Origin of the sequence: Tolypothrix sp. PCC 7712 (assembly GCF_025860405.1) — a bacterium.
Taxonomy (GTDB): domain Bacteria; phylum Cyanobacteriota; class Cyanobacteriia; order Cyanobacteriales; family Nostocaceae; genus Aulosira; species Aulosira diplosiphon.
Genome location: NZ_CP063785.1, coordinates 4,980,047 through 5,001,316, shown reverse-complemented (window position 1 = coordinate 5,001,316; position 21,270 = coordinate 4,980,047). Strand labels below are relative to the sequence as shown.

The following is a 21,270-nucleotide window of genomic DNA, read 5'->3' as shown; positions in this document are numbered from 1 at the left end:
AATTTACCTTGCTTCTCCAATTAAAGTAAACGCCGCCCAATTTTTGGGAGTGTCAGGATACTCTTTGATCAGCTTGAGCATAGCATTTCGCAAAGATTGGGCTTTATGATTATTTTGCTGTAGCTGGCTATAAAATTCGGTCATTAACTCGGCTGTAGCTTGATCGGGAACAGACCACAAAGAGACTAACACACTTTCAGTTCCCGCAGAAATAAATGAACGAGATAGACCAATCACACCATCACCAGAAATTCTACCTTGTCCAGTACTGCAAGCACTGAGAACAACTAATTCTGCATTCAGTGGGAGATTGATAATTTCATCGGCTGTCAATAAACCGTTATCTTGTTGTGAATCTGGAGCCAGCGCGATCGCACCTGGTATTCCCAAATCTTGCCCATAACTGGTACCATTTTGTCCACCGTATTCTAGTAAGCCGTGGGTAGCTAAATGTATCAGTCTAGCCTTGGGTAATTCTTGCAGAATGTTTCTTTCGGTGGCTTGTTCACCAACCATTGCAGTTGTTTGTAACAAGTTAGCGATCGCCTGTGCTTCCTTCTCGGCATTTGGGAGCGATTTTAACTGAATTTTAGATAATTTCGGCATGGGTGAGGGATTACCGACAATCAAAGCTGATGATTGCAAGTCTCTGATAGAAGTATTTTCTCCTCTATTTTTATTTCTTCTTTCTCTCAAACTTCTGGTTAAATCTAGTACATGAATTGAAGGTGCAGTTAAAATAGTATGTTGTTCAATCAAATATTTTCCATTTTTAGCTTGCAATGCTGGAAAGGGAACTAAAAATAAAGACTCTTGAGGGATAAAAACAACATTTGCGGTGGGGTTTGATGGTAATAAATCTGCAATAGGTGAAATTAAAATTTTATGCAGTTGTTGTAACTGCTCCTTTTGACTGGTTTGATTGAAAATTACCTCTGTAGAAAAAATACCACGACCATCGTCAATCCCCATAAATTGGCGACTATTTTTAACTAAGTTGGCTAATGACTTATATTCTGTTTGCCACAAAAATTTTAAATCTTGGCGACGAAAATTAACTTTACCATTTGGTTGCACTACCCAAATAAATAATTCTTGTTCTCTAGCTCTTTGTTTACCACGAAATTTAAAATCATCATCAGGAATGATAGTATACTCTACAATTGTGGCATTTTGTTGACTGGCAATTTGGCGAATTTTTTCTATATTAGGCGAAGTAGCTGCTGATGAACTATAAGCCTCTGATTTTACAGGTGAATGAGGTTTAACAGCATTGACATTTAATTTTCTAGTAAGTAATTCCGCAAAAGCGCGGGCGCGTCCTTGTTCGGAAACTTCTAAAGCTGCTTCTGGTTTTTTAGCAGTAATTAAAATTTGTTGTAACAGATTATAAGTAAAGACTTGGGTATCAAAAATCGAAACTTTATAGATATCACTCAGTCCCAAACGGAGACTATCAAGGAGTTTAATTGCCGAACGCAATTGTAATTCAGCATCATTTAATTTACTAGCACTAAAAAAGGCATGTCCCAAATTATTAAAAATCATACCTTGGGCTGCTATATCACCAATCTGCTGGAAAATTGCTAAACTTTGTTGTTGATGTTGAATTGCCTGGGAATACTGTTGTAAATCTTCGTGAATTAATCCCAAACCACCTAAAGATTCGGCTTCAAGTTGATGATTTTTGGCAGTTTTAGCTATTTCTAAAGCCTGCTGATAATAGCTGAGGGCTTTGGTGCGATCGCCTAAGGAATAATAATTAGAACCTAAGTTAATTAAAGTGCTAGCTTTACCCGTAGCATCATTAATTGCTTCACTAATTTTGAGGCTTTGTTGATGACAAGCAATTGCCTGATCGTACTTTTGTTGATCAGCCGCCGCCGCACCTAAATTTCCTAAAGCAATAGATTCCACCGTGCTATCTTTAATTTCTTGGACAATCTTTAAACTTTCTTGAAAAGTTTTAAATGCCAGATCATAATCGCCCAAAGATTTGTAAGCATTCCCCAGATTAATTAATAACTTCGCTGCGATTTTGCGGTCTTTTAATATCTGCGATATTTGCAAAGCTTTTTGATTTAATTCAATGGCATTATTATATTGACCTAATACTCTGTAAGCCTTGGCTAAATTACCGAGAATAATTGCTGCTTCTAAATTTGGCTGGGATGGGGGAATATTTTTTAAACCCTGTTGATAAAATTCCACTGCTTTAGCATAGTTTTCCTGGCTGAGATAGATGTCTCCTAGAGTTACTATCGCCGCTTGTTCACCTTGGCGATCGCGCAACTTTTGCGTCAGATTCAAGTATTGTTGTAAATGGGCGATCGCTTGCGGATAATCAGCCAGTTCTATGTAAACCGCACTCAGATTTTTTAGGGTCGTGGCTTCACCTACACTGTCTTTCAGGCTACGATAAGCTGTTAGTGCTTGCTGCCAAAACCCAATAGCAGATTGTAATTGCTTGGCTTGATACTGTTCTACACCTTGTTTAAAAATGCGATCGGCTTCCTGGGGAGTAACAGTTTGGGCTATTGGTGTAGCAGAAACAGTTGTCAAATTTGTTTCCCCAGGTAAAAAGCCTGTTAGCAAAGTGATAAAAATTACTAGTTTGATTAATTTATATCTCTTTGGCATTTCTGTTTTCCTTGCTGCTATTATCTCTATTTTCTATGCAACTGAAACCCAAAATTATGAATAAAAACAGTATTTTTGTGGCTTAGGTATTTTTCTTTCTACTGTTCAAAAGTCTAACTTGTTGAAATTCATTATCTTATGAAATGATTTGGGAAAAATTCGGCGTTTTTAAAATATTGAGTTGATATCTTTAAACCACTTCAAAAGCAATTGATAAAGTTGCCATATCCGCTACTCGAATTTCTTTTTCTGTACTGGCACTACCTGAGCGATCGCTACTTAAATCATCTAGTAAATCCCCCATGACTTCTACTGGTTCTCTTAACTCTACTGGGCCGGAACTACGATTTAATTCTGCGGCTAAAGCTACTAATGTTTTGACAGCTTTTTTCAGGGGAGAACGACTGACAATTATTAGCGCTTCTCCTGTACCTTTATCGATAGCTTTCAGCTTCAGTTGTCTTGGATCGCCGATGGTGCGAGTTGTTTTTGGTGCTAACAGTGTAGATTCTTCGGTTGCAGGCCATTGATAGGGGAAAACCACTACTAACCCACCTGTAGAATCTATCAGCAAACTTGTTAAATAAACTGGAGTAGATTCGTTGTTGGTAACTTGCAACTGAAATAGTTTAGCTACTGGTAATCTCTGTGAACTAACTGATTGTGATGCACTGGGATTATTTTTGCTTCTAATTGTCGATGTTTTATAAATAGGTTGCTGGGGTTGTTCCACTAAACTCATTGCTACTTCTACATCCAGCTTTGAAGTTGTAGAATTTAAAGTTTTTTTGATGATTGCAACTGCCAAAAAAGATTTAATAATTGGTTGTAACCGCGAAACTGCTGCTGGTGCTGTTTCTCCTAGTTTGCCAAAAGATTGGGGGATAATTTCTAAGCCTTTAGTAAATAAACCAATACTACCCACTGTTGGCAGATTCGATATATTTTGTTGTTGTAATTGTTGCCGATAATTAGCAGTCAATCGACTCAAGATATATTGCACATCTGAGGGATATGGTACGTTTCCCGATTTGGCTGCGACGGCTTGAATACGGTTGATTTGGGAAAGCGCTTGTGTCGCCGCATTCGTTTCTTCGGCGAGGGAGGGATCAATACCGATGATTAATTGCAAATTAGCTGGAACTACACGACTGGATTCTTGTAGCAGCATTCCGGGTTGCAGAGATGCAACTTTTCCCCCTGGTTGCAACTTCACGGTAGCAGCTAAACCCTGACGGGATTCTAATTGCACTTGTGCAGATGCTTGCCCTTTTTGATCCACTATGGTGAAAGCAGCGCCTTTGTCAAAGCTGGCTAGGCTTTCTGAGTCTACTCCTCCTAACCAGATGGTAGCCTGTTTACCTTCTACTTTCGTAATTACAGCATCAGCAGGTGGTAACTTGTGGTTGATAAAATACACAGGCTGGTTTTGATTCCCATCTGCTAAAGGCTTTTGGGGAGTTCTGAACATCTTTAAACCAGAAGTTAATTGTGCGATCGCCCTACCCACATCACTCGTTTGTTGCCATAAATATTGAGTTAATAAGTAAGTAAATGCACCTGCATAAAAATCATCGAATGTAGCATCTGCTGCTGCTTGTTTTCGTTGAGCGCTAGCAAGCACTACACCTTTACGCAATGCTGCACAGCGCTGTTGAGCAAATTCCTGTGCAGAAATTTGTAATTTTTCTAACCAATGTTGTTGATAAGCGATTTCTTCATTACTGGGTAGTAAATCATCACCTGGTACAGAACGGATTCTAAAATTACCACGAGTACCACCGCCAGAGTGACAACTATCTAAAACAAAGGAAACATTATCTGTTTGTAATGCAGACATCAGCAAAAATAGCGTCCGTCCCATAATATCTGGGACTAATTTATTTTGTCCATCTTCAGCCGGAACAAGAGTACTGTTTAAATCGCTATTAAATTGCTGATTGGGGCATAATTTTACCGGGGTGGGGTCAATCAATTGAGAACCATGACCAGAAAAATGGAAAATTACTACATCTCCTGGTTTAGCTTGCTTAATTAAATGTTCTTCAAAGGCTGTTAATATATTGCTGCGTGTAGGTTGCTGATCAGATGAGTCACTCGTTAACCGCAGAATATCATTTTTACTAAAACCAAACCTGTGAATTAATAATTCCTGTTGTAAGTTTACATCAGTCACACATCCTTGTAAGTCACTAAATCTTTGACTAGCGGGATACTGATTAATACCTATCAACAAAGCTAATTTACGGGGTGTACTTTGTGCCAAAACTTGAGCGTAACGATTTGCTTGACTAATAATATCGAATTGGCTCAAACCTACTGTAGTTAGCGCTGTTCCTGCAAATTGGATAAATTTACGGCGTTGCATGAAGATTTAGGTAATTGATGGAGGAATTGACAAAAATATAGGAATCCGCTTTGATTCGGAGAAATTATTTGCGTAGGGAGGGAAGAGGGAACAGGAAACGGTTAACAGGGAAGAAGAAATAAAAGTGTACTTAGTTTTTTTCAAAAATCAAATATGAGTCCTATATCAGCAAATTTCAGCTAAAAATCTAAATTTCCACCCGATGATTGTGATTATACATTTATTCCTAGGACTTACGCAAAAGTCACGGAATTACGTCATTACGAGCGTAGCGACGTAATCCCCTAAAACTATGGGATTGCTTCCCTACACTACGTTCCGGTCGCAATGACAAATTTTGCTTGGGTAAGTCCTGATTCCTTAAGGTTGATGCATAAATATGCACAATTCATCGTGAGGGCTGTTGACAGTTGACAGCCCTGATTAATACCAGCGTTAAGTTTTCAATCTCCTTAGAAATCTATGTCTTGGCTACGATTAATTTCTAATTGAGATACAGAATTGAAATTAATCGGAATAGTTTCTATGCGATTATCTTGAATAATTTGCAGAATATTTATTTGGGTGGCGCTTTCACAAGTATTGGCGTTACCTGATTTTGAAGTATCTCTGGTTATTACACCTGCTTGTTTGAGTCTTTGCTGTAAAGTCAGGCTTTGATTTGTAGGTTCACAAGTATCTTTTTGAGAGTTTTGATTAATCAACTGGTTTTGTAGGTTGACGGGTTTAGTACGAGGCGCAGTAACTACGCTAATCCCCTTACTAGAACCAAGCTGTGTATCTTGATAGACACCTTTAAGTTGTTCGTTTTGTCCTTCTTGAAGGATAATTAATCCGCTAGTATAACTAGCATTTGTAGAAGGATTAGGTTTATTCGGGTTATCCTGAAAATCTCTAACACCTATAGGCTGATCTAAAACAGGGTTTTCGTTTTCATCAACAAAAATTGATTCTCTTTCGTCTCTTATTCCAGGTAAAGGAACTAAATCACCATTTTTATTTCTGAAGACAAACTTTGAATCTGATATTTTTATGGGATTACCCCTAAAGAAAACTTGTTTAGCATCAGGCTTAAAATAAATCTTTTCTGAAGTATCTTTTTCACCTATTCTGTAAATTGGGTTTCCTAACTGATCCTTTTCGATATTAATGCCTTGCTCAAACTTTTCACCTCCGTGTTTAATATTTATGTAACGTGAAGCTAAAACGCTAACTGGAAGCTGTGGCCCATTAAATTGGGAATCGATTCTTTCAATGACTTTAGCTTGAAAAATTCCACCAGCACTAATATCTATACTTCCTGACCTGATTTTAATTGTATCTAATATAATATTCCCTGTTCGAGAATTTAAAAATCCTATACTTGATGAGGTGTTATATTGGTTCCGATTAAATTGAGGATTCTCAATCTTTTTGGCAATAATGTCTCCTTCGCTCACAAGCATAGTATTCCCAGCTATAATATTTCCGACGGTAATACTACCTTGGGATGAATTTAATATAACTGGGCTACCTGTATTAATAAATTTACCTGAGTTTTGAGCTAAAATATCACCATTTACATTAATATTACCTTTAGCAGCAAGAATTACAGGCCCCAAATTATTATCTGGTGATGTAATATTAATATTACCATTCACAGTAATGCTTCCTGGTGATGTGGCTGCTGTTTCTGGTGAATAATTTGGGGTATTATGCAATTTATCTAAGCCAGCTCTTAATATTAATGATGAGCTGCTAGCTAAAACCAAAATATCTGGATCTGTCCCCTGTAAAGAACTATTTTTATCATTAATTGTAATGTGATCAGCAAAGATACTGCCTCTGGCTTCTACTTTGAGAGCAGGGCCTGTGTAATTTCCAAGATAAACATCACCATTAGAGCTAATTATGGGATAAGAAGGTGTGCCGTCTGAAGTGCCAAAAGTTAAATTTCCTGTGCCACCAGACAAGTTAAGAACCGAGAAATCTCCCCCAGTAGCAAAACGGGCATCACCAATAATATCGCCATTACTAATTAGGCTTAACTTGTTACCCGTTTGTATAATAGAGTCGGGTCTGCTCCTAAATTTTATATCAATTCCTTGGTTACCCTGAATTGTTAAGTTACCTCCAACTTGTACAACTTTTGCTATCACTTGTTCTGACTCCTCATTTGGATCATCCACAGAATCTGTCAGTTGTACTTTGTTTTGAGCAAATAACTTTAAGTCACCAGATGTAGTTAATTCGTTGAAAACTCTGGGTTCAAGATTATCACCTGGATCAACTGATGAACTAGGTTGAAAAATAAAATTATTATCTGCTGATAGCGTGGCATTTTTTGCATATAAAGAAGTTACTAATACATCTCCGTTTTGAATTTGTGTATTAGAGTTAAATGGTTTAACTTCATTATTATTTACATTAATTCTTAAAGGCTCAATTGCTACATTGCCATTACCTACAGGTGCATTAGAATTTACATATCTTAAAACACCATCACTATCTACTTTCAAATCTCTAGGATTGATTCTAGTTTCTCCTACTTGTATAGATTCAGAATCCTTGAGTTTCACATTCCCATTTTGATCAACAACGACAGTAGTCGCTAACTTTAACCCTCCTCCTGTGAGTAAAGCGGGTAATGATAATGGTGTAGGCCAAGAATTAATTGCTGCTTTTGTATCTACAGGTAACCCCAAACTCAACAAGCTTCCTTCTGGGGTAATGGTAACTAATTTTTCTCCCTGTACAGCAGTAATATTTACTTGTCCACCTGCTGCTTCTACTCTTCCTGTACTAATTACCGTTCCGCCTAATAAAGTTAAGTTTTGCCCGGAAGCAACAATTAAATTACCATTGTTAATAATTCCTCCTCCTGATTGCTTGAAAGCAAAAGCATCAGGATTGCCTGTTAAATTACTATAATTATTTGTACCAACTGCATTCAACCATTGATTATTTAACCTAATACCATTGGCTGTGGTAGCTGTAAATGCTGCGGGAACATTCAAGCTAGCTTTAGAACCAAAAATAATCCCAGCAGGATTCATTAAAAATAGGTTGGAGTTACCACCTGTAACTTGAATTAAGCCGTTAATCACTGAAGCTTCACCACCAGTAACGCGACCGAAAATATTTTGAATAGAAGAGTCGGACTTAAAGTTAGCAATTTGACCTTGATCGAGTCCGAATTTATCAAAGCTGTGGAAGAGATTTGAACCTGTTTTGGTGCCACCTTCAATATTAATAGTATTATCTATTTGATTGAGGACTGTATTCGTATCATTGGAGTTTGATGTAATTTGAGCTATGGCTTTATTTATTAGTCCATCTACAAAAAAAGAAATACAGAGGAAACTGAGAAATAGAGAATATTTGTAATTTTTCACAGCCCATAGAGTTGTGATTTGGTTGAATTGGTGCTGTTTTTTAGTTGATTTTCCCAAGATAATTTGTGACATATTAGGACTCCTAATTTGATTGTGGCGAAGTTAGGTAAATGTATAGTTTTCTAGGAGAAGCCAAACCAACACATCAGCATTTTGTAGAGAGAATGACGTTGGTTTAGCTGTGCTTTGCTGACTCCAGGAATTTCACAAAAGTGAGGTTAAAAACTGTAGTTGACACTAAAGCTAAAACCTTGGTCTTGCATATCCTGAGTGCGATCGCTTAAATCTATGAAGGGAACTGCATAATCTAGGCGCATCAGTAGGCGGGGTAGGGGTTCCCACAGTATCCCTAAGCCAGCAGATGCTAAAAAGGTTTGCTTTGGTAGTTGACTGGGATTGTTGACAGTGTTCCAGACAGCACCCATATCGACAAATGGTGCAAGTTGCAGGTTTGGTAATCCGGCGCGATCGCGTAAAATTGCTATCCTGTCTTCTAGGGATATCCGAAAACCATTGTCTCCTGTACGGGCATTTTGGCGATAACCACGCAGAGATTGTCCACCACCAAGGGAAAACTGTTGTGCAGATAGCAAGGTGTCTGGTGTCAGTTGGATATCGGCTTGGGCTATGAGTAAGTTGTCTCTCCCCAGGCGTTGTACTCTCTGTATTTGTCCTAACCAGCTAAAGAAACTACCATCGGGGATACCATCAGAGTTAATCGTGGCATCGAAGATATCTAAACCAAAACTAAATTGCGATCGCAATGCCCATGCACCTTGCATATCGCGTTTAATATAATCTTGCCCAAACTTTAAAACTCTGGTTCTGGTCTTACCTTCGCTATCTGAACCAATACCTACAGGCCTCCGGATGCCATCAAATATATAGGTATTGCGCCCATTCTGCAATGTTAAACCTAAAGATAAGGCAAATTCTTCACGGGGAGTTCTCACCAAGGGTTGACGATAGCTGATTTCATACAACTGGTTATCGCCTGTAATATTTAACTCTGAAAATGGCGGTTGCGTCACTTTGCTATCACTGGGAGAATAGCGTAGTTGCAATATGCCATTCATGGCATTGACTGGTAATCGATAGCTAAAGTCAAAGGAGTTAGAACCACCAGTGATCGAACGATAATAGGAAGCGCTAAATTCATCACCTAAACCGCTAAGGTTGCGATCGCTAATGACACCTCCAAAACGTGGGGTACCTACAGCCGCAGATGAGTAGTTATCTACTCCAATATTCCCACTAATGGTATTGGCTTCTTTAACTCGCACTGTGAGAATACTTTGACCGATATTAGTTCCTGGTGTAAGAAGAGCTTCTACACTGGTAAATAGAGAATCTTGTTGGAGTAGCTGTAATTGCTCCTCTATCTTATCGGCTCTCAAGGGCTTACCAACTGCTAAGTTCACACGACTACGTACATAGCCTGGATTCAACCTTTGAGTTCCCTTGATTTCGATTTTTTCTAAAGAACCTTCAATTACTTGGATTTTGACAATCCCATCAGTAATTGTTTGTTCTGTGATAATTGCTCTAGAGGTTAAATAACCTCGATTTAAATAAAGCTGAGTAATACTATCTGCAACGGTTTGGAGTTCTTTGAGAGTGATGGAACGCCCTTCAAAGGGTTGGGTAATTGTGGTAATTTGCTCTTGAGTGAGGATAGTACTACCGACAACAGCAATTTTAGTGATGGGTATGGTGATATTTGGCTGTTCTGGTGTGGGTGTGGGTGGTGGTACTGGAAGAGTTGGTTGTTCTTGTTTGGGTGGAAGGGGTTGAAGTGTGGGTAAAGGTTGGGGAAACCTTTCAAGATTGGGATTTGGTTTGGTGTCTATGGGGATGGGAGAAGTTTGAGCGATCGCAGGTGACATTAGCAGCCAGAAGGCAAATAAAAGATGTTTGGCGATCGCATAATTGCCCATGCTAATTATCTTTGTTGTTAGCAATTTTAAGTTCATCGATGTCTTTGAGCTTTTTGTGGTGTTGTCTGCGTTCTCAAATATTCAGTCAGCAATTTTGCTCATAGCAGTTACTTGCATCGCTTTTTTTGTGACGACATTACCTGGGCGATCGCACTAATTACATTGCTGGTTTGTTGGCAGAGATATTGAATTGATTTAGTGACGGCTATTCCCACAAATTGGAAAAATTACAGCGTTGTCTGGAGGTTTAAGTCATCTATATGCACTAATTAACTCAAATCCAGGCAACTACAAATTAAAAAGCTGATTTTTCCTCATTTACTGTGATTATACATTTATTTATAAACGCTGAAGCAAAATAATTTTATATTTTTTATTTAAATAATATATAGATTGTTCAGGTTTATCTTATTCTCTCTATGTAGCTAGGTTTGCAGAGATTATGAGTCAACAAAATGGGTCACAATCTCAAGATATGTGGTTAAAAAATTAAGGTCAAACAACTTGCATTAAAGAGAACTTTTATTTCAGTCAGAGAATCAGATATTAAAAGTTTGATACGTTGGCTTCAGTAATAGAATTGGTCTAATTTATAGCGGGTACTACATTGTTTATAGGGGGTTTGAATTTATAAGTAAATATCAATACAAGCAGTTATTTATACGCTAACATCTAGTTAATTAGATAACTTTAATTGTGACTATGCGCCCGATTATTCAAGGTTTTGGGCAACTATTTGCCAATACTTACCAACGATTTGAACAAGCATTAGTTGCTCCAGAATTAACACAGCTATCTGTACAGCAAGAAATTTGCGATCGCCTGATTGCTAGCGACTATGGCAAAGCCTTAAAAATTCGCTCTGTAGCCGATTGGCAAGATGTGCCAATTGTTGATTATGATGCGTTGGCACCTTGGATTTTAGGACATCAAAAGCGTCAGCAAATACCCTTAACTACCGAACCAATTTTATTTTATGAAAAAACCTCAGGCAGTAGTGGGGCGATAAAATGGATTCCTTATACTTTGTCTTTACGACGCTCATTTAATCAAATGTTTTGTGTGTGGGCTTATGATTTAATTAAACATGGCCCGAGATTTTCTACTGGTAAAATTTACGCTTGTATATCGCCGCAATTAAATGTCACGGATTCCACATCTTTACAAGACGACTTAGATTATTTAGATGGCTGGTTGCGGTGGTTGCTGCGTCCTTGGTTAGTCATGCCAACTAACCTCAATCGCCTACACAACGCCCAAGAATTTAAACATCAACTAGCGTTGGCTTTATTACAATCAGAAAAATTAGAAATTATTTCGATTTGGAGTCCGAGCTTTCTGCAAGTACATTTAAAATACATCCAAGAAAATCAAGCATTATTACAACAAGAATTACACAATAAAATATCGCGCAAGCGCTTGCAACTTCTGGGCGAAAATCCGATACCTTGGACGCAACTATGGACAGATTTAAAGCTGATTTCTTGCTGGGATAGCGCCAACGCCGCCGATCAAGCCAAAGGATTGCGATCGCAGTTTCCGGGGGTGTTGCTTCAAGGGAAAGGACTACTAGCCACCGAAGCACCGATGACGATTCCCTTAATTGCGGCTGGGGGTTATGTTCCGGTTCTGGATGAAGTGTTTTTTGAGTTTGAGGATAATAGCGGTTCGGTGTATCGTTTACACGAACTCCAACAGGGAGAAGAATACACCATAATTTTGTCACAGAAAGGCGGTTTGTATCGTTATCGCATAGGCGATCGCATCCGGGTGACGCATTACTATCGCCAAACCCCCTGTTTAGAGTTTCTGGGAAGACATCAAGCTGTCAGCGATTTGGTGGGGGAGAAGTTGCAATCTAACTTTGTCCATGATGCGTTGCATAGCATGAATTTACCAGAAGGCTGTTTTAAAAGCTTAGTCAGTCTTGCCGAGCCAGCACAGTATATTTTATTACTCGATTCAGCACCAGCAACACCAGAAATCCTGGCTCAACAACTAGATGAGGTGTTATCACAGTCATATCATTATCAAAGGGCGCGATCGCTTGGTCAACTGGCACCACCGCAAGTTATAATTTCTCCTCAAATTCCAGAGATATTAGCCTTACATCGTCTCCGCACAGGAAGTATTTGGGGAGGTATTAAGCATCCAATTTTGGCAACATCACCTATTAGCACTGAACTTTTACAAGAATTGCAAAGCATATAAACTTATGAAATTACAACCCCCACAATTTATTTGGAAACAGCCTCAGATTTTGGGTGAATTACCTCAACCTAGATACGGTCATTCTGCCATTACATATCAAAATTCCATGATTATTTTTGGTGGAGAAAAGAACGATACATCTGAAACTTTATGTGATGTTCACTTGCTTGATTTAGAATCTTGGACTTGGACACAACCTCAAGTTTCGGGAAATATTCCTGCCAATAGAAGCTTTCATACTGCCGTTTTATATGAGGATAAAATGCTGGTATGGGGAGGATATGAAACATCACAAGATGGCGGCTATATTTTTAGTGATGTTGCCCTTCACATTCTCAATCTCAAAACTTGGCAATGGTCAGAAATTATCCCCCAGGGAACTCCACCAGACGCACGTTGTCATCATAGTGCAGTCATATTTCAAGATAAATTATTTATTGATGGTGGTTCTTATGATATTTACACTGCCAGAGATGAACTACATATTCTCGACCTGACTAAAATGCAGTGGCTAAATATCTCACCAGAAAAATCTTCTAGCGCGGCTTTAGCAGGTTTAAAAATTCGCGGTAACACCTTAGTTAAATTTCTGGGAGACGCTGCTTACGGGGGATTTTGCTTAGATATCTTCACTTTAGAAATTCCAGATTTAGAGAATGAAAATATATCAAACTTTCAGTGGCAACAAGCCCAAGTAGAAGGCATAGAAAACTATACATACAACATTTTATTCCCTGATGATGATGAAGATGATTATGATGAATATGAAGAATATGATGATGAAAATGCAATTCCTTGGCGCACAATTCATGGCTATGGAGAATTTGCAGATCACCTCGTTTTATTTGCGGGAATGTCACCCGGTAATGGTATTAGCCATGTAACGATTGGCGATGTCGTATTATTAAATATGCCTGATATATCAGCAGCTAATTCTGGCACTTATACTTACACTGTTCCAGAAATAGCAGGTAAATTTCCTCCTCCAAGATTTGGTCACTCAACTATTCAATTTAATCATCAAATGATTGTGTATGGTGGCTTATGGATTGATACTTCTGCAGGTAATAATAGTTTTGATAATGATGTATATATTTTAGAAATTAATTAAACAATAGAACTCGCATTAAGAAGGGGAAAGGGAAAGGGAGAAAGGGGGAAAGGGACAAAACTTACCGCTAAAAGCTATATAGGGCAGGCGTTGTACAAATACCTCGCGCCCTCATCCCCTAACCCCTTCTCCTGGGGGAGAAGGGGAACTAAATCTCTTGCTCCCCTCTCCCACCGGGAGAGGGGTTGGGGGTGAGGGCGAAACCTAGCTACAAAGCGGGTTTCACGTTAGTTGACACCAATGTGCCCTTATGTGTCAACTTAAGCTAAAAGCGATATAGGGCGGGCGTTGTACAAAACTTTCGCCCTCATCCCCTAACCCCTTCTCCCCCAGGAGAAGGGGAATTAAATCTCTTGCTCCCCTCTCCCGGTGGGAGAGGGGTTGGGGGTGAGGGCGAAAACCTAGCTAAGTAGTTAAACAAAATTAATTACACAATGTCATTGCGAATGGAGCGGAGCGGAATGAAGCAATCGCAAGGGTTGAGATTGCTTCGCTGCGCTCGCAATGACTGTAATTAATTTTGCGTGGTTACTTACAAAGCGGGTTTCACGTTAAGTTGACACCAATATGCCTTGCCCCTACCATCTGTCCCATTCTGTTTGCAAATTGGTATAAGATGATTCTGAACTGAATTCTGTTGCCTTATGTGCAGTAAACGCTTTTACCACATTGGCTTTGAACAAGCGGATTTGGGTGCAAAACCGCCCACATTAGCGCTGTTATCTGGCGATCCGGAACGTGCATCTCTAATCGCCCAAAATCATTTGCAAAATGTGAAATTATTATCAGATAATCGGGGGCTGAATAGTTATTTAGGATATTTAGCCAATGGTTGCCCTATCTTATCAGCGACTAGTGGCATGGGTGCGCCTTCCTTAAGTATTGTAGTTAATGAATTAGTCCAGGTAGGAATCCGGCAAATTATTCGCATTGGTACTTGCGGCTCAATTCAACCTCATGTAGCTGTTGGTAGTATTGTGATTAGTAATGCCGCATTGTGTCGCCAAGGTGCAGCTAATGATATTGCACCTATCGAGTATCCAGCCGCAGCCGATCCGTTTCTCACAGTTGCTTTAGTCAAAGCAGCACAAAAATTAGGTTTTGAGCATCATTTAGGAATTACAGCATCAGTCGATACCTTTTATGAAGGACAAGAACGCATAGATTCAGCTAATCCATATTTAATGCGATCGCTACAAGGAATTACCGAAGAATATCGCCACTTAAATATCTTGAACTATGAAATGGAATGCGGCACACTATTTAAAATGGCAGGAGTTTACCAATTTGCTGCTGCTGCTGTGTGCGCTGTAGTTGCTCAACGTACTGTTTCTGAAGATATCATCTTCCCCAAGAAAGATATTGCCATTGAGAATGCGATCGCAACTGCTATATCTGCAGCCCAAACAGTTCTGAGTGCTGAATGCTAGAGAATGGGGCATTGGGCATTGGGCATTGGTATGTTCTTTCCCATGCCCCATGCCCGATTCCCCATGCCCAAAAACTCCATCCCCTTGTGGGTGGAGTTTTTCATTTATCAATCCTTAAATCCCCATTGCCGAGGATTAACTTCATAGTAACGTTGCAGTAACTCATATAATCGCGGATGCTGGTGTAACAACTGATGAGGCTTCTCAAAAAAGGTTTCTGTGGCGACTGCGAAAAACTCAGCAGGATTAGTTGCACCATAGCTATTAATCACAGTTTTCACACCTTGCTGCACATCATTGCAGAGTTGTTGATATTCTGCTGTCATTACCTGTGCCCAAATTGGGTAATCTGATTTATTTGGTAAAATCGGTACACCTTGGGTGTCACCATCTTCTTGATCTAATTGATGGGCAAATTCATGCAGCACTACATTATGTCCATCTTGCCAGTTTTGCGTATCTTGTTGCACCTGTTCCCAAGAAAGTACCACTTGATCGCGACTCCAAGATTCACCTAATCTGGCTTCTCGCCTTTCTTCGACTACATACTCTCCCGTAGCGACGGTTTCAGTTACTAAATAAGCGCTGGGATAAACTAAAATTGAACGCAATTTTGAGAAGTATTCACCTCGTTCATTGAGTAATAGCAAACAAGCCACAGATGCAATAGTTATTTTCATTTCTTCTGTGACTTGTAATCCTTTACAGCCAATGAATTGTTTTTCGGTTAAGAAGACTTGAATATGTCCCTGAAGTCGTCTGCGTTCTGGGGGTGAAAGTTGGAGATAAATCGGCAGATTATTTTCAATAATGGCATTCCATAGAGGTGGAAAAGGACGAGATTTTAAACGTTTGCGTCGTTGTTTAATTAACAGGGGACTGATTAAAATTGCGGTGATAACTATGCCAATCATGAGAAAGGCAATGATTGCTGGTATCATTGTTTTTGAGAGTTAATTAATATTGAGATTTTGTCTAAAGTTAAATGTAGGGTGTGTTGTCGCGTAGCGCAACGCACCGAGGCAATTAATGGGTAAGGGGAAAAGGGTAAAGGTTTAAAACCCTTCCCCTTTACCCCTTACCCTTTCCCCCGCCTCTCAGGAATTTTGAAGTTAAACCTTTTGATAGAGTGATCATTGCTAACTGAAGTACAAGATTAAATCGTAGTTTCTGATTCGGCTGGTTTTATGGCAGTTAGTACGATGGAAACTTTGGCTACCCAGGCTGCGATCGCATCTTTGAATATATATCAAAAACATCTTTCCCCGCGCAAAGGTTTCTCCTGTCCCCATCGCTTGCTATATGGAAGCGAATCTTGCTCAGACTACGTAAAGCACATTCTAATTAATCAAGACTTGATGACGGCTATCAAAACAGCTCCCCAGCGATTTCAATCATGTAAAATAGCCGCTAAAACTCTCCAAACCAAAGCTGAGGGTGGATGTATTGTAGTTCCTTGCTGCATACCACTTTAAATGGTCATTGGTCATTTGTCATTGGTAAGGATTTCAAGCCGATTTATGTTTTTAACATAGTTGGGTTGATTTCCACTGACTGATACCAATTTAAATAATGTTTGCGACAAATAAAGTCTTTGTAGGGGCACGGCATCCACAATCTTGTGGTATACCAAATTATCTTACTGGTGCCGTGCCCATACCTTAATGTTTGCGACACATCAATATATTGATTGTAGAGGGCAAGGCAATGCCCTGTACAAATACCCTCGCCCTCATCCCCTAACCCCTTCTCCCTCAGGGAGAAGGGGAATTAAATCTCTTGCTCCCCTCTCCCGCCGGGAGAGGGGCTGGGGGTGAGGGCAAAACCTTGCACAAGAGCGGGTTTCAGGTTAAGTTGACACGTAGGGGCACGGCATTGCCCCTACGCGTTAATTGCATTCTCGGTTGCAATTGGCATAAGGGATTTCCCAGAAATAAATTATTCCATCTTGTGGGGCGGGCATCTTGCCCGCCACATAAACTGGGCGGACAAGATGTCCACCCCACAATACATACTGGGATATTTTTTTATTTGGAAGTCCCTAAGTCCTAATTCAATCACCACCAAAGCTAAAAGCCTCATCAATGCCCAATGCCCAATGCCCCAAAATTAGCGTACAATTATTCTCCATCCGGCATCTGCTACCCCCTTGACGCTCATGTATTGTGACTACCTGGTTCAAATTCTCACTGCCCGTGTATATGATGTTGCCCAGGAAACACCTTTAGAGTATGCGCCAAATCTGTCTCGCAGACTGAATAATCAGCTATTGCTGAAGCGGGAAGATATGCAATCAGTATTTTCTTTTAAGCTGCGTGGCGCTTATAACAAGATGGTAAACCTGCCATCAGATTTATTAAAGCAAGGTGTGATTGCCGCATCCGCCGGCAACCATGCCCAAGGTGTCGCTTTATCTGCTAGCCGCTTGGGAACGCAAGCGATTATTGTCATGCCAGTAACCACACCCCAGGTAAAGGTGGATGCAGTTAAAGCCAGAGGTGGACACGTGGTATTACATGGTAATACCTACGATGATGCCTATGCTTATGCCCGGCAACTAGAAGCCGAAAAGGGACTTACCTTCATTCACCCCTTTGATGATCCCGATGTCATAGCCGGACAGGGTACAATTGGTATGGAAATTTTACGGCAATATCAACAACCCATCCATGCAATTTTTGTGGCGATTGGTGGTGGTGGGTTGATTGCGGGAATTGCGGCTTATGTGAAGCGGTTGCGTCCAGAAATCAAAATCATTGGTGTGGAACCAGTGGATGCGGATGCAATGAGTCAATCGCTGAAAGCTGGAAAGCGGGTGAGATTATCTCAGGTGGGTTTATTTGCTGATGGCGTAGCAGTGCGGGAAGTGGGGGAAGAAACCTTTCACCTGTGTCAGCAATATGTAGATGAAATCATCTTGGTAGATACCGATGATACCTGCGCGGCGATTAAAGATGTATTTGAAGATACCCGTTCCATTTTAGAACCAGCGGGAGCATTGGCGATCGCAGCTGCTAAAGCCTACGCGGAACGAGAACAAATCGAAGGACAAACTTTAGTTGCTGTGGCTTGCGGTGCGAACATGAACTTCGACCGTTTGCGCTTTGTCGCGGAACGCGCCGAACTGGGGGAACGTCGCGAAGCTATTTTTGCAGTCACCATCCCCGAAGAACAGGGAAGTCTGCGGAAATTTTGTGAATGTATCGGCAATCGTAATTTAACTGAGTTTAACTATCGCATTGCCAGCGCCCAAGAAGCACATATTTTTGTCGGCTTGCAAGTTCAAAACCGTGCCGATGCGGTGAAGATGCGAGAAACTATTGAGAGTTGCGGTTTTCAAACCCTCGACCTCACCGACGACGAACTGACAAAACTGCATCTACGCCACATGGTAGGCGGACATTCACCCCTAGCAGAACATGAATTACTCTACCGCTTTGAGTTCCCCGAACGCCCAGGGGCGTTAATGAAATTCGTCGGTTCCATGAGTCCTAACTGGAATATTAGTATGTTCCACTACCGCAATAATGGAGCAGACTACGGAAAAATTGTTGTCGGTATCCAAGTTCCACCGCAAGAGATGGCAGAGTGGCAAGCATTTTTGGATACCCTTGGTTACCAGTATTGGGATGAAAACAAGAACCCCGCCTACAAGTTGTTTTTGGGATAATAGTCTCTGCGCTCAATTTTGATCAATAAGTAGTTAAACAAAATTAATTACAAAATGTCATTGCGAATGGAGCGGAGCGGAATGAAGCAATCGCAAGGGTTGAGATTGCTTCTCTTCGAGACGCTACGCGTTAAGCGAAGCTATGCCGAAGGCTTTACGCTGCGCTCGCAATGACTGTAATTAATTTTGCGTGGTTACTTATTAGGACTTACGCAAAAGTCACGTAATTATGTCATTACGAGCAAAGCGACGTAATCGCCTGATATTCCAATACTTGTCGGTTAAGGGGAAAAGGGGAAGGGGAAAAGGGGCAAGAAAAAACCTTTAACCCTTACCCTTTCACCTTTTCCCCAAACCAAATTCCGAGTTGAAAATCCTTAACCGAGCAGTATTGCCTGATATTCTGGGATTGCTTCCCTACACTTCGTTACGGTCGCAATGACAAATTTTGCTTGCGTAAGTCCTGAATATAAGCAAATACAGTTCAGTTAAGAAAATTAATTGATCACAAAACCAAAAAACTAGTTACTCAACAAAAAACCGAACAATAATTTTGGAGGGGGTTTGGGGGACGCAACCGTCACCCAATCGGGGGTTTGGGGGAGAATCCCCCAATTCTTCTGGCTTCTTTAATAAGTGATGCCAATTCAAATAATGTTTGCGAGCCCACCTGTGTCAACTTAAGCTAAAAGCTATATAGGGCGGGCGTTGTACAAATACCTCGCGCCCTCATCCCCTAACCCCTTCTCCTGGGGGAGAAGGGGAATTAAATCTCTTGCTCCCCTCTCCCGCCGGGAGAGGGGTTGGGGGTGAGGGCGAAAACCTAGCTACAAAGCGGGTTTCACGTGAAGTTAACACCACTGGGCAATGCCTTGCCCCTACTATCTGTCGCATTCTTTTTTCAAATTGGTATGACAAATCAATGGCTAATGAGCTTAACCCAAGTGTATTGCGCCTTGGCCCAGATCCCCGACTTTTGCAAAAAGTCGGGGATCTAATTTGGCGTGGAAGTAACGCATCCCACATCAGCGCCAAAAGTACGGAAAACGATAGATATTTTTTTTCTTCACAGTCCCTTATGTTTTAGCTTAGTTGTTGGTGGAAAATCTCACTCAAGGAGTTGCTGTGACTAGTTTTTTATTTGTAACTGATTTAGACCATACCTTTGTCGGCAATGACGAGGCACTTGTAGAATTAAGCGATCGCTTAGAGCAACATCGCCAAGCCTACGGTACTAAAATTGTCTATGCTACAGGGCGATCGCCAAAATTATACCGAGAATTGCAAATTGAAAAAAACTTAATGCCACCAGATGCCCTCGTCCTTTCTGTGGGTACAGAAATTTACCTCGATGGTAGTGATAACCCTGATGCTGGTTGGTCAGAAATTCTTTCGCAGAATTGGGAGCGCAATGTAGTATTATCGGTAACTGAAAAATATCCTGAGTTAATTTTGCAACCAGATTCCGAACAGCGTCCCTTTAAAGTCAGCTTTTTCTTAGAACAAGCAGTAGCACCTGGTATTTTATCGCAACTTGAGCTACAGTTGCAAAAACATAATTTACAGATAAAGTTAATCTACAGCAGTGGAATTGATCTTGACATTGTTCCCCTAACCAGCGATAAAGGTCAGGCAATGCAATTTTTACGTCAAAAGTGGAAATTTGCAGCCGAACAAACTGTTGTCTGTGGTGATTCAGGTAATGATATTGCTTTATTCGCTGTAGGCAACGAACGGGGGATTATCGTCGGGAATGCCCGCCCTGAGTTACTTCAGTGGCACAATCAGTATCCCGCTAATTACCGTTACCTCGCACAAAATTTTTGTGCAGGTGGCATTCTGGAAGGACTAAAATATTTTGGATTTTTAGAATGATTAGTTATCTCAAAGGTATCGTAGCTGGTGTTCAAACAATTGGTAATAATCGCGTTATTCTGACCCTTGAGGTGAATAACATCGGGTATGATTTGCAAATTCCCCAACGGCTGACTAAGTCTTTGCCGGAGTCGGGAGGAATGGTGCAAATCTTTACCCACTACCAAGTCCGGGAAGAAGTACCCTTGTTGTATGGCTTTGCTTCCCCAGCAGAACGAGACTTATTCCGCCACTTGCAAAGCGTCAGTGGGATTGGTGCAGCGTTAGCGATTACTTTATTAGACACCTTGGAACTACCCGATTTAGTCCAAGCAATTATCGCTGCGAATATCCAAATTCTCATTCAAGCCCCTGGTGTTGGCAAGAAAACCGCTGAACGCATTTGTTTAGAACTGAAAAGCAAACTAATCGAATGGCGTAAATCAGCGGGTTTCTTCGTCGCCACAGGCGGGCCAGCACCAGGTATTCTCGAAGAAGTGCAAATGACTCTCTTTGCTTTGGGCTATACCCCCCACGAAGTCAGCCACGCTTTGCACGTCGTTAGCGAAGACATTGGACTGCCCAAAGACGCTTATGTGGAAGACTGGATTAAACAAGCGATCGCACATCTGAGCAGTCAAGCTGAGTGCTAAATTGTAAGTACTGAGTGTTAAA

At 40.6% G+C, this 21,270-nt stretch carries 12 protein-coding genes; 7 read left to right on the top strand and 5 right to left on the bottom strand.

Translation table 11 applies throughout. From position 1 onward, the window contains the following. Nucleotides 1–3 precede the first annotated feature (3 nt). The 4 genes from HGR01_RS20495 to HGR01_RS20480 all read right to left on the bottom strand — a co-directional run bounded on the left by HGR01_RS20495 (nt 4) and on the right by HGR01_RS20480 (nt 10,355). Nucleotides 4–2,640 carry a CHAT domain-containing protein gene (locus HGR01_RS20495; protein ID WP_045867360.1) on the bottom strand — a complete coding sequence of 879 codons (2,637 nt, stop codon included), beginning with the start codon at nt 2,638–2,640 and terminating at the stop codon, nt 4–6. 190 nt (nt 2,641–2,830) lie between these two features. Continuing rightward, complete coding sequence (locus HGR01_RS20490; protein ID WP_045867359.1) at nt 2,831–5,008, bottom strand: caspase family protein; 2,178 nt, start codon at nt 5,006–5,008, stop codon at nt 2,831–2,833. A 452-nt stretch (nt 5,009–5,460) separates the two neighbouring features. Then, nucleotides 5,461–8,454, bottom strand: a complete 2,994-nt coding sequence (locus HGR01_RS20485) for a filamentous hemagglutinin N-terminal domain-containing protein (RefSeq protein WP_052335017.1) — start codon at nt 8,452–8,454, stop codon at nt 5,461–5,463. A gap of 146 nt (nt 8,455–8,600) precedes the next feature. Next, nucleotides 8,601–10,355 (bottom strand): ShlB/FhaC/HecB family hemolysin secretion/activation protein, encoded by a 1,755-nt coding sequence (locus HGR01_RS20480; protein WP_045867358.1) that lies wholly within the window; start codon nt 10,353–10,355, stop codon nt 8,601–8,603. A gap of 666 nt (nt 10,356–11,021) precedes the next feature. On the opposite strand from HGR01_RS20480, the gene HGR01_RS20475 reads away from it, so the two are divergent. The 3 genes from HGR01_RS20475 (at nt 11,022) to HGR01_RS20465 (ending at nt 15,071) form a co-directional block, all read left to right on the top strand. Next, nucleotides 11,022–12,530 (top strand): GH3 auxin-responsive promoter family protein, encoded by a 1,509-nt coding sequence (locus tag HGR01_RS20475; RefSeq protein WP_045867357.1) that lies wholly within the window; start codon nt 11,022–11,024, stop codon nt 12,528–12,530. A gap of 4 nt (nt 12,531–12,534) precedes the next feature. Continuing rightward, nucleotides 12,535–13,641, top strand: coding sequence for a Kelch repeat-containing protein (locus HGR01_RS20470; protein WP_045867356.1), 1,107 nt, complete (start codon nt 12,535–12,537; stop codon nt 13,639–13,641). Between the two features lie 644 nt (nt 13,642–14,285). Continuing rightward, nucleotides 14,286–15,071 carry a nucleoside phosphorylase gene (locus HGR01_RS20465; protein ID WP_045870654.1) on the top strand — a complete coding sequence of 262 codons (786 nt, stop codon included), beginning with the start codon at nt 14,286–14,288 and terminating at the stop codon, nt 15,069–15,071. A 107-nt stretch (nt 15,072–15,178) separates the two neighbouring features. On the opposite strand, the gene HGR01_RS20460 is transcribed toward HGR01_RS20465, so the two are convergent. Beyond that, nucleotides 15,179–16,012 carry a zinc-dependent peptidase gene (locus HGR01_RS20460; RefSeq protein WP_045870655.1) on the bottom strand — a complete coding sequence of 278 codons (834 nt, stop codon included), beginning with the start codon at nt 16,010–16,012 and terminating at the stop codon, nt 15,179–15,181. A 246-nt stretch (nt 16,013–16,258) separates the two neighbouring features. On the opposite strand from HGR01_RS20460, the gene yidD reads away from it, so the two are divergent. The 4 genes from yidD (at nt 16,259) to ruvA (ending at nt 21,248) form a co-directional block, all read left to right on the top strand. Continuing rightward, nucleotides 16,259–16,546: a membrane protein insertion efficiency factor YidD gene (gene yidD / locus HGR01_RS20455; protein ID WP_045870656.1), complete on the top strand. Its 288-nt coding sequence runs from the start codon at nt 16,259–16,261 to the stop codon at nt 16,544–16,546. Nucleotides 16,547–17,229: 683 nt separating this feature from the next. Then, nucleotides 17,230–18,741 (top strand): threonine ammonia-lyase, biosynthetic, encoded by a 1,512-nt coding sequence (ilvA, locus tag HGR01_RS20450; protein ID WP_045870657.1) that lies wholly within the window; start codon nt 17,230–17,232, stop codon nt 18,739–18,741. Nucleotides 18,742–19,866: 1,125 nt separating this feature from the next. Then, on the top strand, nt 19,867–20,616 hold the full coding sequence (locus HGR01_RS20445; RefSeq protein ID WP_045870953.1) for a sucrose-phosphate phosphatase: 750 nt from the start codon (nt 19,867–19,869) through the stop codon (nt 20,614–20,616). Beyond that, the gene (ruvA, locus tag HGR01_RS20440) at nt 20,613–21,248 is read left to right on the top strand and encodes a Holliday junction branch migration protein RuvA (protein ID WP_045870658.1); all 636 of its coding nucleotides are present in this window, start codon (nt 20,613–20,615) and stop codon (nt 21,246–21,248) included. Before HGR01_RS20445 ends, ruvA begins: the two co-directional genes overlap by 4 nt. Nucleotides 21,249–21,270 lie beyond the last annotated feature (22 nt).

Coding starts and splice junctions, on each gene's coding strand:
- HGR01_RS20495 (WP_045867360.1), bottom strand. CDS start 2,640: ATGCCAAAGAGATATAAATTAATCAAACTAGTAATTTTTATCACTTTG.
- HGR01_RS20490 (WP_045867359.1), bottom strand. CDS start 5,008: ATGCAACGCCGTAAATTTATCCAATTTGCAGGAACAGCGCTAACTACA.
- HGR01_RS20485 (WP_052335017.1), bottom strand. CDS start 8,454: ATGTCACAAATTATCTTGGGAAAATCAACTAAAAAACAGCACCAATTC.
- HGR01_RS20480 (WP_045867358.1), bottom strand. CDS start 10,355: ATGAACTTAAAATTGCTAACAACAAAGATAATTAGCATGGGCAATTAT.
- HGR01_RS20475 (WP_045867357.1), top strand. CDS start 11,022: ATGCGCCCGATTATTCAAGGTTTTGGGCAACTATTTGCCAATACTTAC.
- HGR01_RS20470 (WP_045867356.1), top strand. CDS start 12,535: ATGAAATTACAACCCCCACAATTTATTTGGAAACAGCCTCAGATTTTG.
- HGR01_RS20465 (WP_045870654.1), top strand. CDS start 14,286: ATGTGCAGTAAACGCTTTTACCACATTGGCTTTGAACAAGCGGATTTG.
- HGR01_RS20460 (WP_045870655.1), bottom strand. CDS start 16,012: ATGATACCAGCAATCATTGCCTTTCTCATGATTGGCATAGTTATCACC.
- yidD (WP_045870656.1), top strand. CDS start 16,259: ATGGCAGTTAGTACGATGGAAACTTTGGCTACCCAGGCTGCGATCGCA.
- ilvA (WP_045870657.1), top strand. CDS start 17,230: ATGTATTGTGACTACCTGGTTCAAATTCTCACTGCCCGTGTATATGAT.
- ruvA (WP_045870658.1), top strand. CDS start 20,613: ATGATTAGTTATCTCAAAGGTATCGTAGCTGGTGTTCAAACAATTGGT.